Raw genomic sequence first — 14049 nt, forward strand, 5'->3', positions numbered from 1 at the left:
CGAGTTCGACTACGGTGGCCGCGCGATCTCGGATGAGAAGAACCCGCCGAGTCATGGCTGCTGAGTCAGCGTCGCCGCTCCTCGAGCACGCCCGGATCGTGTTCGCGCAGACCGAGCCATCACTCAGGCGTGCCGAGCTGCTCGAACAACTTATCTCCTGCGTCATCGAGGTCACCGCGACCAGATTCCCCGGAGGCGAGGGAGTGGACCGCCGCGACGGCCCCGAGCAGCGCCGACTCAGCATCGTGCTCAGCGCAGCCATCGCACACGCCGACGTCGAACGCCGGCAAGCAGCACGCAGATAGTTCTTCGGCCCGGACTGGGATTCAGCTCCCTTCTTCGCGTCCACGGCGGTGGCTGAGGGGTGCCGCGAAGTTCCGGTTCATCCAAGTGGGAACGCCGGTTCGCACCGCATCGATCCGACCCGGGAGCTCGCGCTGCTGGGCGTCACGGCGAACTGGGCGGTGGCTCAGCGCCGCTCGAGCACCGCCTTCGCCGAGGCCTCGGGCCGCAGATCGAGCCGGCGCAGCAGCTGCGCGTTGAGCGCCACGATGACGGTCGACAGGCTCATCAGGATGGCGCCGATCGACATCGGCAGCACGAACCCGATCGGCGCGAGCACGCCGGCCGCGAGCGGCACCGAGATCAGGTTGTACCCGGCCGCCCACCAGAGGTTCTGCGACATCTTGCGGTAGCTCGCGCGCGACAGCTCGATCACCGACAGCACCGAGCGCGGGTCGCTCGAGGCGAGCACCACGCCCGCGGAGGCGATCGCGACATCCGTGCCCGCACCGATCGCGATGCCGACGTCCGCCTGGGCGAGCGCGGGCGCGTCGTTCACGCCGTCGCCGACCATCGCGACGCTGAGCCGCTCGCGCTGGAGCTCCTGCACCTTCGCCGCCTTGTCCTCGGGCCGCACGCCCGCGAACACCCGGTCGATGCCGAGCTCGCCGGCGACCCGGCGGGCGACGGGCTCGGCGTCGCCCGTGATCATGACGACCTGGATGTCGAGCGCGTGCAGCGCGTCGACGGCCTCGCGGGACTCGGGCCGGATCTCGTCGTCCAGCGCGAGCGCCCCGGCGACCTGCCCGTCGACGAGCACGTGCAGCACGGTCGAGCCGCCGTCCGCCCACGGCGCGGAGGCCGGGAGCGCCTCGACGCCCTCGCGCTGCAGCAGGCCGGGGCCGCCGACCTGAACGACACGGCCGCCGACGACGGCGCGCACGCCGATCGCGGCCGAAGCCTCGAACTCGCTCGTCTCGCTGCGGCGCAGACCGCGGCCCTCGGCATCCGCGACGATGGCCTTCGCGAGCGGGTGCTCCGAGTCGGACTCGGCGGATGCCGCGAGCGCGAGCACCTCGTCGAGCTCGTGGCCCGGGGCCGCCGCGGCATCCGTCACGGCGGGCTCGCCCTTGGTGAGCGTGCCGGTCTTGTCGAAGAGCACGGCGCCGACAGTGCGCATCGTCTCGAGCGCGAGCCGGTCGGTGATGAGCACGCCGCCCTTCGCCGCGCGCTCGGTCGCGATCTGCACGACGAGCGGGATGGCGAGGCCGAGCGCGTGCGGGCAGGCGATCACGAGCACGGTGATCGTGCGGACGACGGCGTCGTCCGGGTTGCCGAGCACGGTCCAGGCGATGGCGGTGAGCACGGCCGCGCCGAGGGCGAACCAGAACAGCCAGCCGGCCGCGCGGTCGGCGAGGCGCTGCGCGTGCGAGCTCGAGGCCTGCGCCTGCGCGACGAGCCGCTGGATGCCGGCGAGCGCCGTGTCGTCGCCGACTGCGCCGACTCGGACGCGGATCGCCGTGTCCGTCGCGACGGTGCCCGCGACGACGTGGTCGCCGGGGCCGCGGCGCACGGGGCGCGACTCGCCCGTGATCATGGACTCGTCGACGTCGGCCGTGCCGTCGACGACCTCGCCGTCGGCGGGAACGCGGCCGCCGGGCCGCACGATGACGACGTCGCCGAGGGCGAGCTCGGCGGGCGTGACCGTCTCGACGGTCTGCCCGTCGAGGCCGTCGACGATGCGCTCGGCCTCGTCGGGCAGCAGCGCGGCCAGCGCGTCGAGGGCGCTGGAGGCCTGGGCGATCGACTTCATCTCGATCCAGTGGCCGAGCAGCATGATGACGATCAGGAGCGCGAGCTCCCACCAGAAGTCGAGGTGGTGGCTGACGAGGCCGAAGCTCGCGGCGAGGCTCGCGAAGTACGCGACCGTGATGGCGAGGCCGATCAGCAGCATCATGCCGGGCTTGCGGGACTTCAGCTCCGACCAGGCGCCGGTGAGGAAGGGCTTGCCGCCCCAGAAGTACATGACGGTGCCGAGCACCGGCGAGATCCAGGGCACGATGCCGGTGTCGGGCAGCTGGTAGCCGATCAGCCCGGCGAACATCGGGCTGAGCACGACGGTCGGCACCGCGATGACGAGCATGATCCAGAACAGCCGGCGGAACTGACCGACGTGGTCGCCGTGGCCGCCGTGCCCGCCGTGGCCGGTCATGTCGTGCCCGGCGTGCCCGCTCATGTCGTGTCCGGCGTGCATGTCCTGCGCGTCGTGCCCGGCGTGCGGGTCGTGCCCTGTCGCCTCGTGGCCTGCGTGCTCGTCGCGCTGAGCGTGCGCGGCGTGCGGGTCGTGGCCGGATGCCTGGTGGCCGGTGTGCGGGTCGTGCTGGCTCGCGTTCATCGTGCCCTCCTGTGTCCTCTCGCCAGATTAATACCCCTCTGGGGTACCTGCAAGTGGAACTGCGTCGCTCACGAGGCTATTCCCGCGCCGCGCTTCGACGCATGGTTCCCTGAGCCTGTCGAAGGGCCGCGCTTCGACGGGCTCAGCGAACCAGCTGGCACTTCGACGGGCTCAGCGAACCAGCTGGCACTTCGACGGGCTCAGCGAACCAGCTGGCACTTCGACGGGCTCAGCGAACCAGCTGGTTCCCTGAGCTGGTCGAAGGGTGCTGTGATGGCGGGATGGAGATCCTGATCCTCGGCGGCACCCAGTGGCTCGGCCGTGAGCTCGCCCGCGAGGCCCTGCGCCGCGACCACCGGGTCACGTGCCTCGCTCGCGGCGAGGGCGGCGACGTCGCCGACGGAGCCCGACTCGTCGTCGCCGACCGCTCGCGCGCCGACGCCTACGACGCCGTCGCCGATCGGCACTGGGATGCCGTGATCGACGTCACCCGGCAGCCCGGCTTCGCCCGACGAGCGGCCGCCGCGCTCGCCGTCGCGGCTGACCGGGCGGTCGCGATCTCGTCCGGTAACGTCTACGCGCACCACGACGAGCCCGGCGCCGACGAGTCGGCGGAGCTGCTGCCGCCCCTCGAGTCCGACGAGTCCGATCCAGAGAGCTACGGCGAGGCGAAGTCCGCGATCGAGCTCGCCTACCGCGAGGCGTTCGGCGACCGCGCCCTCATCGTGCGGCCGGGGCTCATCGGCGGTCCCGGCGACGCCTCCGGTCGGAGCGGGTACTGGGTCGCCCGCGCGGCACGCGACGACGAGCCGATGCTCGTGCCCGCCATCCGCGACGCCGCCGCCCAGCTCGTCGACGTGCGCGACCTGGTCGCGTGGACGCTCGACGCGATCGAGCGCGGTCTCGGCGGCGCGTTCAACCTCGTCGGCGACCGCTCGACGTTCGGGGCGGTGCTCGACGCCTCCGTGGCGGTCGGCGGCTTCGCGGGCGAGCAGCTCGAGGCGGATTCCGACTGGCTCGCCGAACGGGGCGTCGCCGAGTGGGCGGGTGAGGCGTCCCTGCCGCTCTGGATCGCCGAGCCCGGCTGGCACGCGTTCCAGGACCGCTCGAACGCGGCCGCCAGGCGCGAGGGCTTCGCGCCGCGCCCGATCGAGCAGACGCTCACCGACGTGCTGGCGTGGGAACGCGAGCAGGGACTCGATCGCGAGCGGCGCGCCGGGCTCACGGCCGAGCGGGAGCGCGAGCTCGTGGCGCTGCTGCGGGCGTCCCGCGGTTAGCGGTCCGCCGTGCCGCCGCTGGCCGGCCCGGCGACGATCGCGAGTCGAACCGCGATGACCGCGACGGCGGCCCAGCAGAGCGCCGCGACGACGGCGGCGGCGAAGGCGAGGCCGCTCCACTCCCGCACGCCGAGCGCGGCCTCGACGGCGAGCGCGACCGCGAGCAGTGCGGCGACGAGCGCGAGGGGCCGCGCGCCGCGCCCGCCCCGGGACGCGCGGGCGACGAGCAGCACGCCCAGCACCATCGCGAGCACCCGGGTCCACACCACGACCGTCGAGAGGGCCGAGGCGGCGCCGTAGCCGAGTGCGGCGACGAGCCCCGGGAGCTCGGACAGCGCGAGCACCGCGGCCGCGCCGACGGCGAGCACGAGCGCGACCCGGCGGATGCCGAGCTGCGCGGCCGGCGCGACCGCCCGCGTGCCGACGAGTGCGAGTCCGGCGGCGGTGGCGGCGATCGCGAGCGCGAGCAGTCCCCCGACGTCGGCGACCGTGCCGCCGGGGCCGCCGCCCAGGCCGAGCCGCGCGACCGTCGCAGCGGCGAGCAGCAGGAAGTGCACGGCCGCCACGCCCCCGGCGACCCCGATGAGGGTGCGCCCGCGCACGGCGACCGCGCCGATCACGAGCAGCACGGTGCCGAGCGCCATCGCGCCGACGGCGCCGAGCTGGGCCGGGCCGATGCCGTGCATCAGGGCGATCTGCGCCTGCCGGCCGAGCGGGACCACGGCGACCGCGAACGCGGCGAGCACGACGGCGAGGCCGGCGAGTGTCGGGCCGGATGCCGCGGGCGAACGTCCGGGGCGGCGTTCGGGCTCGGGCATGCGAGCCACGATACGCGAGCGGCGGCCTCCGTCCGGGATCGCAGACGACGAGGCATCCGCGCCCGCTGCGCTCGTGGGCCCGACCGCCTAGCGTGGGCGCATGGCGCTCTCGCACGATCCCCTCTGGCCGCGCGCCGGAGCCTGGCCCGCTCCCGACGCCCTCGCAGCGGGGGAGCGCGCGGCGCTCGCCGTGCTCGGCGTGCCCGCGTGGCGCACCTCGCTCTCGCCGACCGGGGCGCATGCCACCCCGCTCGCCGTGCGCGAGGCGCTGCAACGCTACAGCGCCGCACTCGTGCCCGACCGGCGGGGGACCGCCCGCGAGCTCGACCTCGCCGAGTCCGCACCGCTCGCGGTCGTCGACGCGGGCGACATCGAGGAACCCGACGGCCCGGAGGGCGAGGCGCGCACCCGGGCCGAGGTCGCGCGCCTCAGCGAGCTGGCCGAGGTGGTGCTCGCGATCGGCGGCGACAACTCCGTGACGGTCGCCACCGCGCTCGGAGCGTGGGGCGAGGGGCTCGACCGCGCCGGACTCGTCACGCTCGACGCCCACTACGACCTGCGCGACGGCGTCTCGAACGGCTCCCCGGTGCGGCGGCTCGTCGAGGCCGGGCTCGACCCGGCGCGCATCGTGCAGATCGGCATCGCCGACTTCGCGAACTCGGCCGAGTACGCGCGCCGGGCGCGCGAGCTCGGCATCACCGTCATCCACCGCGACGAGCTGCACGGCCGCGCACCGGCCGAGGTCATGGCCGAGGCGCTCGCCATCGCGGGTGCCGCGGGCGGGCCCGTGCACCTCGACCTCGACGTCGACGTCTGCGACCGTTCCGTGGTGCCCGGCTGCCCCGCCTCGATGCCCGGCGGCCTCGCCGCGTGGGAGCTGCGGGCCTTCGCGCGCGCGGCGGCGAGCGACCCGCGCGTGGTGAGCGTCGACCTCGCGGAGGTGGACGCGACGGCGGATGCCCCGGACGGCCGCACCGTGCGGCTCGCCGCCCTCTGCGTGCTGGAGGTGCTCGCCGGCGTCGCGAGCCGGCCGAGGCGCGGCTGACGCTCCGCTCCGCACGCCGAGGTGCCCGCACCCTCGCGCCGACGCGCGAGCGGTGCGAGGCTGGGGGCATGAAGACGCTCCTCCTCGCCCGGCACGCGAAGTCCGACTGGGGCGACCCGGGACTGGCCGACTTCGACCGCCCGCTGAACGCGCGGGGGCTGCGCGACGCCCCCGACATGGCGCGCCGGCTCGTGGACGACGGCGCCGCCGTGCAGCTCGTCGTGTCGAGCCCGGCGCTCCGGGCGATCACGACCGCGCGCGAGTACGCGGCCGCGTTCGGCGCGGGGCTCGTCGAGCGGCCGGAGCTCTACGCGGCGTCGGCCCGGACCATCCTCGCGGTCGCCGCCGCGCTGCCCGAGGAGGCATCCGTCGCGATGCTCGTCGGCCACAATCCCGGCATGAGCGACGCGGTCGCCGAGCTCACTGGGGAGTTCGTCGAGCTGCCGACGTGCGCGATCGTGACGTGCGCGGTCGACGTCGGCTCCTGGGCCGAGCTGATCGAGGGCAGCGGCCGGCTCGAGCTCGTGCGCACCCCGCGCGACTGACGGAGTCGAACGCTCACCCCGACCCCGAGTTGCCCAACTTTCATGAAAGTCGGGCAACTCGGAATGCGCTACGCGGCGCCGGCGAGGTGCTCGGCCGCGCGGTACACGCGGCGCACGAGCGGCACGCCCGGCCGGTAGGCGAGGTGCACGTGGCTCGGCGCGTCGAGCTCGACGAGATCGGCCGACATGCCCGGGCGGAGCGCGCCGACGTCCTCGCGGCGCAGCGCCCGAGCACCGCCCGCGGTCGCCGCCCAGACGGCCTCGGCGGGAGTCATCCGCATGTCGCGCACCGCGACGGCGATGCAGAACGGCATCGAGCTCGTGAAGCTCGAGCCCGGATTGCAGTCGCTCGCGATCGCGACGGTGGCGCCCGCATCGAGCAGGCGCCGGGCGTCGGGGTACGGCTGGCGGGTCGAGAACTCGACGCCCGGCAGCAGGGTCGCGACCGTGTCCGAGGCGGCGAGCGCCGCGACGTCCTCGTCGCTCAGGTAGGTGCAGTGGTCGACGGAGGCCGCGCCGAGCTCCACCGCGAGCCGCACTCCCTCGCCCGGCCCGAGCTGGTTGCCGTGCACGCGCACGCCGAGGCCGGCGGCGCGGCCGGCCTCGAGCACCCGCCGGGACTGCTCCGCGGTGAACGCCCCGCGCTCGCAGAACGCGTCGACCCACTTCGCGTGCGGGGCGCACGCGGCGAGCATCTCGCCCGTGACGAGCTCGACGTACGCGTCGGCGCCCGGGCCGTCGGGCTCCCGGTACTCGAACGGCACGACGTGCGCGCCGAGGAACGTGACCTCGTCCGTGACCTCGCGCGCGAGGCGCACCAGGCGCTCCTCGGCCTCGACGGAGAGGCCGTAGCCCGACTTGATCTCGAACGTCGTCGTGCCCTGCCGGTGCAGCTCCTCGACGAAGGCGGCGAGGCGGGCGCGCAGCTCCTCGTCGCCCGCCGCGCGGGTCGCCTGCACGGTGGAGCGGATGCCTCCCGCCTCGTACGGCCGGCCGGCCATGCGGGCGGCGAACTCCTCGGCCCGGTCGCCGCCGAACACGAGGTGCGAGTGCGAGTCCACGAATCCCGGGATGACGGCGCGGCCGCCGAGATCGACGAGCTCGTCGGGCTCGAGCGCCCCGGCGGGGGCGGCGGAGGCCACGGCCGCGGCGGACCCGACCCAGGCGACCTGTCCGTCGACGGCGAGCAGCGCCGCGTCGCGGACGATCCCGAGCGGGCCGCCCTCGCGATCGGGCGCCGGGTCGTTCGTGGTCAGCTCGCCGATGTTCGTGAAGAGGGTCGTCCGAGGCATCCGCCGTCCCCCGCTCAGGCCATCGGCACGTCGAGGCCGCGCTCGCGCGCCACCTCGATCGCCCGCTCGTAGCCCGCGTCGACGTGCCGCATGACGCCCGTGCCGGGGTCGTTGACGAGCACGCGGGCGATCTTCTCAGCGGCGAGCTCGGTGCCGTCGGCGACGACGACCTGCCCCGCGTGGATCGAGCGGCCGATGCCGACGCCGCCGCCGTGGTGGATCGACACCCAGCTCGCGCCGGACGCGGTGTTGAGCAGGGCGTTCAGCAGCGGCCAGTCGGCGATCGCGTCGGAGCCGTCGGCCATCGACTCGGTCTCGCGGTAGGGGCTCGCGACGCTGCCGGAGTCGAGGTGGTCACGGCCGATGGCGACGGGCGCGCTGAGCTCGCCCGAGGCGACCATCTCGTTGAACTTCAGTCCGGCGAGGTGGCGCTCCTGGTAGCCGAGCCAGCAGATGCGCGCGGGCAGGCCCTCGAAGTGCACCTTCTCGCCGGCCTGGGTGATCCAGCGGCGGAGGTGCTCGTCCTCGGGGAACAGCTCGAGGATGGCCCGGTCGGTGGCCGCGATGTCGGCCGGGTCGCCCGAGAGCGCCGCCCAGCGGAACGGCCCCTTGCCCTCGGCGAAGAGCGGCCGGATGTACGCGGGCACGAAGCCGGGGAAGTCGAAGGCGTGCGCGTAGCCGCCGAGCTCCGCCTCGCGGCGGATCGAGTTGCCGTAGTCGAACACCTCGGCCCCGCGCGACTGGAAGCCGACCATCGCCTCGACCTGCTTGGCCATCGAGGCGCGGGCGAGCCGGGTGAACTCCTCGGCGTCGGAGGCGGCGAGCTCGTGCCACTCGGCGACCGAGACGCCCTCGGGCAGGTAGGAGAGCGGGTCGTGCGCGCTCGTCTGGTCGGTGACGATGTCGATGGGCGCCTCGCGGTCGAGGAGCTCGGCGAAGATCGTGGCGGCGTTGCCGACGACGCCGACGCTGCGGGCGATGCCGGCCTCCTTCGCCTCGACGGCGCGGGCGAGCGCGGTGTCGAGATCGGGGTGGTACTCGTCGAGGTAGCCGTGCTGGACGCGGCGGGCGAGGCGGGTCTCGTCGACGTCGACGATGAGCACGGCGCCGCCGTTCATGGTGACGGCGAGCGGCTGCGCGCCGCCCATGCCGCCGCAGCCGCCGGTGAGGGTGAGCGTGCCGGCGAGGCTCGCCTGCGCGACCTCCTCGGCGCTGCGGCCCTGGCGCTCGGCGAGCACCCGGGCGACGGCGCCGAAGGTCTCGTAGGTGCCCTGCAGGATGCCCTGCGAGCCGATGTAGATCCACGAGCCGGCGGTCATCTGCCCGTACATGGTGAGGCCGAGCGACTCGAGCCGGCGGAACTCGGGCCAGGTCGCCCAGTCGCCGACGAGGTTCGAGTTCGCGATGAGCACGCGGGGCGCCCAGGCGTGCGTGCGGAACACGCCGACGGGCTTGCCCGACTGCACCAGCAGGGTCTCGTCGTCCTCGAGGCGCTCGAGGGTCGCGACGATCGCGTCGAAGGACTCCCAGTTGCGGGCGGCCTTGCCCGTGCCGCCGTAGACGATGAGGTCCTCGGGGCGCTCGGCGACCTCGGGGTCGAGGTTGTTCATGAGCATGCGCAGGGGCGCCTCGGTCTGCCAGCTCTTCGCGCTCAGCGTCGAGCCGCGGGCGGCGCGGACGGTGCGGGCGCCGCGCGCTTCGGTGGAGGGTGCATCGGTCATGTCCCCAGGTTCGCGCAGCCGGGCGGCGTGGACAACGGATGCGGCGGGGCGGGTGTCTGCGATCCCGGACATGCGGCCCAAGGCATCCGCCCGTCCCACACGCGACGTGCCCGCCCCGAAACGCGACTTGCCCGACTTTCATGAAAGTCGGGCAAGTCGAGATCGAACTCCTCGCGCGCGGCGCGGGGCGCGCTCAGGCGGAGGCGTCGCGGGGGACGTCCTCGTCCGAGGAGTAGGCGCCGTCGCCCGAGAGCGAGAGCGCGCTGAAGCGGATCGGCCGGGTCACGCGCTTGAAGTCCAAGGGGCAGTGCCGGATGCCCGCTGGGATGTACAGCGCGCCGGAGGTCGTCACGCTGTACGTCTCGCCCTCGATGTCGATGAGGATCTCGCCGCCGAGGTCGTGCGGGTTCTCCGGGTCGGAGCCCGTCCAGATGAGCACCTCGTCGTAGTCGTGCTCGTGCTCGTTCACCCAGTGCGAGGGCTCGTCGGTCGGCCCGATCCACGAGTAGGTCATGTGGATCTTCGACTCGGGCACGTCCTCGGCCCGCATCAGCGCGAACGCGTCGCCGATGTGCGCGGGGCGCGGCACGCCCGTCGCCACGGCGCCCTCGTTCACGAGGTCGGCGCTCGAGTCGCCCATGTGTCGCACGAAGAGGTGCTCGTACTTTCCGGCCATCGGCCATCCTCCAGATCGTCGTCGGTCGGCCGACGGTGCGCCGGCCGCTGGCGACGCTACGGATGCCCCGGCGCGGCGTCGATGGACGCGCGGCGGGGATGCTGTGACTCCTCTCGGGTGCGGCGGGCGGCCGGCGCGCGCGACAGGCGCCCCCGCACCTTGACCGGGAACGCCCCGGCCTTGCTCCAGCGCGCACGATCGCTCACCGAAGCGGCCAGGTCTGGGATACCGGATAGCAGAGCCGGCCGAAGCCTTGCCGGCCGCATCCCCGATTCCTGGAATGAACCCCATGACCTCCTCCCAGCTCCTCGCCGACCCGCCCGGCACCGCCGCCGGCGGCGGCGACCCGCTCGCCCGGCTCGCAGCCCTCCCGCTGCGCTCCCGATCCCGCATCCTCAGCCGCTGGGTCCCCGCGGTCGTCGTCGGCGCGCTCGCCGCCGCGGTCGGCTGGGCCTTCGTCTCCGCCCCGGCCATGAACTGGCCGGTCGTGGCGCAGTACCTGTTCAGCCCGCGCATCCTCGCCGGCGTCGGCACGACGCTGCTGTTCACGGTGCTGACCTTCGCCCTCGGACTGCTGCTGGGCATCGTGCTCGAGGTCATGCGCCAGTCCGGCAACCCCGTGCTGCGCGTCATCGTCGACGGCTACATCTGGCTGTTCCGTGGCACGCCGCTGCTCGTGCAGCTCGTGTTCTGGTTCAACCTCGCCCTCATCTTCCCGGTCATCGGCGTGCGCATCCCGGCGCTCGGGCTCACCATCGGCGGCAGCACCAACGAGCTCGTGACGCCGTTCCTCGCGGCGCTCATCGGGCTCGTGCTGCACACGGCGGCGTACATGGCGGAGGTCGTGCGCGGCGGCTTCCTCGCCGTCCCGCCGGGGCAGACCGACGCGGCGAAGGCGATCGGCATGACGAGCCTCGAGGCGCAGCGGCTCATCGTCATCCCGCAGGCGGTTCGGGTCATCCTGCCGCCGCTCGGCAACCAGTTCATCGACATCCTGAAAGCGACCGCCATCGTCTCCGTCATCGGCGGCGGCGACCTGATGACCATCGCCCAGCAGATCTACGGGCAGAACTACCAGGTGATCGCGATGCTCGTGGTCGCCTCCCTCTGGTACCTCGCGCTCGTCACGCTCGCGACGATCGGGCAGCACTTTCTGGAGCGCGGCCTCGACCGCAGCAGACGGCGGGTGCTCAAGGCGGAGGCGGCCCGATGAGCGCGCCCGGTGCGACGGATGCCTCGGCCGCGACGGCCGGTGCCCGCGGCTCGCTCGCCCTCCGCGGCGTGCGCAAGTCGTACCACGGCACCGAGATCCTGCGCGGCATCGACCTCGACGTCGCCCCCGGCGAGGTGGTCTGCCTCATCGGCCCCTCGGGCGGCGGCAAGTCGACCCTGCTGCGCTGCATCAACCAGCTCGAGTCGCTCGACGGCGGGGTCGTCGCGGTCGACGGCGAACTCGTCGGCTACACCGCGCACGCCGGGCATCTCACCGAGGCGAGCGACCGCGAGACCAGCCGGGTGCGGCGCAACCTCGGCATGGTGTTCCAGCAGTTCAACCTCTTCGGCCACCTCACCGCGGTGCAGAACGTCGCCATCGGGCCCGTGAAGGTGCTCGGCCTGCGCAGGGCCGACGCGGAACGCCGGGCCCGCGAGCTGCTCGCCTCGGTCGGCCTCGCCGAGCACGCGGGCAAGTACCCCTCGCAGCTCTCCGGGGGTCAGCAGCAGCGCGTGGCGATCGCCCGCGCGCTCGCGATGGAACCGGCGATCCTGCTCTTCGACGAACCCACGAGCGCGCTCGACCCGGAACTCGTCGGCGAGGTGCTCGCGGTCATGAAGTCGCTCGCCGCCGGCGGCACCACGATGGTCGTCGTCACCCACGAGATGGGCTTCGCCCGCGAGGTCGCCGACACGGTCGTCTTCATGGAGGGCGGGGTCGTCGTCGAGCAGGGCCCGCCGGCGCAGCTCTTCGGGGCGCCGCGCTCGCCGCGGACGGCGGCGTTCCTGCGGCGCTCCGGCGGCGAGGCGCACAGCGGTGAGGCGCAGGATGCCGAATCGGATGCCGAGGCGGCGATCTCATGAGCGCGCGCCCGGCCGCCCCACCCACCCACCGCATCAACGTGTCGCCCGCGAGCCTCGACGGCGACTTCCTGATCGGGCCGCTCGAGACCCTGGGGCCGGGGCCGTGGGCGGGCCGCCCGCACCGGCACGACTTCGTCGAGCTCGTGCTCGTCACCGGCGGCGCCGGCTTCCACCACATCGACACCGAGTCGATCGCGATCGCCGCGCCGCAGCTGTTCCTGATCGCGCCCGGGCAGCTGCATCACTGGGAGGAGACCGCGCCCGTGACCGGCACGATCGTGCTCTTCGGTGAAGACTTCCTCACCGGGGAGGGCGGGCCCGAGGCCGGCCTGCCCGGCTGGACGAACGCCCGACTGCGGCCGACCGACGCCCAGCGCCGCCGCCTCGAGCGCGTGTTCGCCGAGCTCCGCGCCGAGCTGGCCCTGCCCGACGCGCTGCAGGCGCGGGCCATCCGCACGCTGCTGTCGCTGCTGCTCCTGCAGCTGCGCCGCCTCGCCCCCGACCCGACCGCCGGGCCGAGCCGCGGGCTCTCCGCCTCGTTCGAACGGCTCGTACGGGAGCGCGCCTCGGCGACCCTCACGGTCGCCGAGTGCGCGAAGGCGCTCGGCATCACCCCCGGGCACCTCGCGGAAACAGTCGGCCAGCACGCGGGCCGGAGCCCCGGCGAGCTCATCCGCGCCGAGGTCGTGCGCGAGGCGCAACGGCTGCTCGCCCGCACTGAGCTCAGCTGCGCGCAGATCGCCGCGCGGCTCGGCTTCGACGACGCGTCCTACTTCTCGCGCTTCTTCCGGCGCGAGTGCGGGCTCACGCCGACCGCGTTCCGGCGCGCGCAGCTCGGCATCGCGGCCTGAGGGGGATGCCTCGATCGCGGCATCCGCGGAAAGTGCAACGGATGCCGCGACCGGTCCCTGGAGGCCGCCCGACACCGCTCCTACCGTCGGGGGAGCCGGCGGTGCCGGCAGCCACCGACCGGAAGGATGCCCCGATGACCCGCAACATCCGACGACGCCTGTTGCCGGCCGCCCTCGCCGCCGCCACGGCCCTCGCTCTCGCGGCCTGCACCTTCGACGCGCCCGGCAGCGAGGCCGGTCCGTCCGACGGCGCCGCGGCCGGCCTCGACGGGCTCGTGAAGCCCGGCGTGCTGAGCGTGGGCGTGACCCTGCCCGACGCGCCGTACATGATCCCCGACGCCGACAATGTGCCGCAGTCCGGCATCACGAAGGACCTGCTCGACGCGGTCGCCGCCGAGCTCGGCCTCGAGATCGAGTTCATCCCCGTCGCGTGGGAGGGCGGCATCACGGGCGTCGCCGCCGGTCGCTACGACATCTACGGCGGCAGCCTCTACGACACGCTCGAGCGCCAGCAGGCGGGCACCTTCGTCGACTTCATGACCGAGCAGGCGACGCTCATCACGACGGCCGGGAACGGCGGCGCCTACGCCACGCGCCTCGACGCCTGCGGGCAGACGATCGCGACGATCCGCGGCACGACCGACGTGAGCTACGCCGAGGCGCTCACCGCCGAGTGCGAGGAGGCGGGCAAGCCGGGCATGCAGGTCACCGAGTACCCGACCCAGCAGGACGCCGAGCTCGCGCTCGAGTCGGGTCGCACGGCGCTCGGCATCCAGAGCGAGGCGGGCGCCGCGTACGCGATCGAGCAGGGGGCGAACCGCGAGATCGTGGCCGAGCCGTTCGACGGCGGCTTCTACGTCGGCAGCATGATGAACACCGCGAAGCCGGAGCTCATCGACGCCGTGCTCGCCGCGATGACCACGCTCTACGAGGACGGCACGACCGAGGAGCTGTTCGCGAAGTACGGCGTGAAGCCCGTCGCACCCGGGATCAACCTGCAGAAGTAGGCGCCCAACGACCGAGTTGCCCGACTTTCATGAAAGTCGGGCAACTCGCTCGTTCGGTGGGCCG

Annotated in this window: 13 protein-coding genes; 8 read left to right on the plus strand and 5 right to left on the minus strand. The window is 73.9% G+C overall.

The window, feature by feature from the left end; all coding sequences use genetic code 11:
• Positions 1-53 precede the first annotated feature (53 nt).
• Positions 54-305, plus strand: coding sequence for a hypothetical protein (locus QSJ60_RS04445; RefSeq protein ID WP_285462766.1), 252 nt, complete (start codon positions 54-56; stop codon positions 303-305).
• A gap of 164 nt (positions 306-469) precedes the next feature.
• Here the strand turns inward: QSJ60_RS04445 and QSJ60_RS04450 are convergent, their stop codons facing one another.
• A complete protein-coding gene (locus tag QSJ60_RS04450) occupies positions 470-2677 on the minus strand; it encodes a copper-translocating P-type ATPase (protein WP_502871377.1) in 2208 nt (735 codons plus the stop codon).
• A 281-nt stretch (positions 2678-2958) separates the two neighbouring features.
• Here QSJ60_RS04450 and QSJ60_RS04455 point away from each other — a divergent pair, with 281 nt between their 5' ends.
• The gene (locus QSJ60_RS04455; protein WP_230763672.1) at positions 2959-3954 is read left to right on the plus strand and encodes an NAD-dependent epimerase/dehydratase family protein; all 996 of its coding nucleotides are present in this window, start codon (positions 2959-2961) and stop codon (positions 3952-3954) included.
• Here the strand turns inward: QSJ60_RS04455 and QSJ60_RS04460 are convergent.
• A complete protein-coding gene (locus QSJ60_RS04460) occupies positions 3951-4772 on the minus strand; it encodes a hypothetical protein (protein ID WP_285462767.1) in 822 nt (273 codons plus the stop codon). The two genes, QSJ60_RS04455 and QSJ60_RS04460, sit on opposite strands and share 4 nt — an antisense overlap.
• A 100-nt stretch (positions 4773-4872) precedes the next feature.
• Here QSJ60_RS04460 and QSJ60_RS04465 point away from each other — a divergent pair, with 100 nt between their 5' ends.
• Both QSJ60_RS04465 and QSJ60_RS04470 read left to right on the plus strand, forming a co-directional pair.
• Positions 4873-5817 carry an arginase family protein gene (locus tag QSJ60_RS04465; RefSeq protein WP_285462768.1) on the plus strand — a complete coding sequence of 315 codons (945 nt, stop codon included), beginning with the start codon at positions 4873-4875 and terminating at the stop codon, positions 5815-5817.
• 68 nt (positions 5818-5885) lie between these two features.
• The gene (locus QSJ60_RS04470) at positions 5886-6362 is read left to right on the plus strand and encodes a SixA phosphatase family protein (protein WP_285462769.1); all 477 of its coding nucleotides are present in this window, start codon (positions 5886-5888) and stop codon (positions 6360-6362) included.
• 68 nt (positions 6363-6430) lie between these two features.
• On the opposite strand, the gene hutI is transcribed toward QSJ60_RS04470, so the two are convergent.
• From hutI to QSJ60_RS04485, 3 genes are all read right to left on the minus strand, one after another.
• Positions 6431-7654, minus strand: coding sequence for an imidazolonepropionase (gene hutI, locus QSJ60_RS04475; protein WP_285462770.1), 1224 nt, complete (start codon positions 7652-7654; stop codon positions 6431-6433).
• 14 nt (positions 7655-7668) lie between these two features.
• Positions 7669-9375, minus strand: a complete 1707-nt coding sequence (gene hutU / locus QSJ60_RS04480) for a urocanate hydratase (RefSeq protein ID WP_285462771.1) — start codon at positions 9373-9375, stop codon at positions 7669-7671.
• 193 nt (positions 9376-9568) lie between these two features.
• The gene (locus QSJ60_RS04485; RefSeq protein WP_243570422.1) at positions 9569-10051 is read right to left on the minus strand and encodes a cupin domain-containing protein; all 483 of its coding nucleotides are present in this window, start codon (positions 10049-10051) and stop codon (positions 9569-9571) included.
• A gap of 289 nt (positions 10052-10340) precedes the next feature.
• On the opposite strand from QSJ60_RS04485, the gene QSJ60_RS04490 reads away from it, so the two are divergent.
• The 4 genes from QSJ60_RS04490 (at position 10341) to QSJ60_RS04505 (ending at position 13985) form a co-directional block, all read left to right on the plus strand.
• Positions 10341-11264 carry an amino acid ABC transporter permease gene (locus QSJ60_RS04490; RefSeq protein WP_285462772.1) on the plus strand — a complete coding sequence of 308 codons (924 nt, stop codon included), beginning with the start codon at positions 10341-10343 and terminating at the stop codon, positions 11262-11264.
• The gene (locus tag QSJ60_RS04495) at positions 11261-12127 is read left to right on the plus strand and encodes an amino acid ABC transporter ATP-binding protein (RefSeq protein ID WP_285462773.1); all 867 of its coding nucleotides are present in this window, start codon (positions 11261-11263) and stop codon (positions 12125-12127) included. Before QSJ60_RS04490 ends, QSJ60_RS04495 begins: the two co-directional genes overlap by 4 nt.
• Entirely contained in the window at positions 12124-12978 is an 855-nt protein-coding gene (locus QSJ60_RS04500) for a helix-turn-helix domain-containing protein (protein ID WP_230763680.1), read from the plus strand. The genes QSJ60_RS04495 and QSJ60_RS04500 overlap by 4 nt, the downstream gene beginning before the upstream one ends.
• Before the next feature lie 134 nt (positions 12979-13112).
• Positions 13113-13985 carry a transporter substrate-binding domain-containing protein gene (locus QSJ60_RS04505; RefSeq protein ID WP_285462774.1) on the plus strand — a complete coding sequence of 291 codons (873 nt, stop codon included), beginning with the start codon at positions 13113-13115 and terminating at the stop codon, positions 13983-13985.
• Positions 13986-14049 lie beyond the last annotated feature (64 nt).

The sequence above is a fragment of the Agromyces sp. NBRC 114283 genome (genome assembly GCF_030268405.1).
GTDB lineage: Bacteria > Actinomycetota > Actinomycetes > Actinomycetales > Microbacteriaceae > Agromyces > Agromyces mediolanus.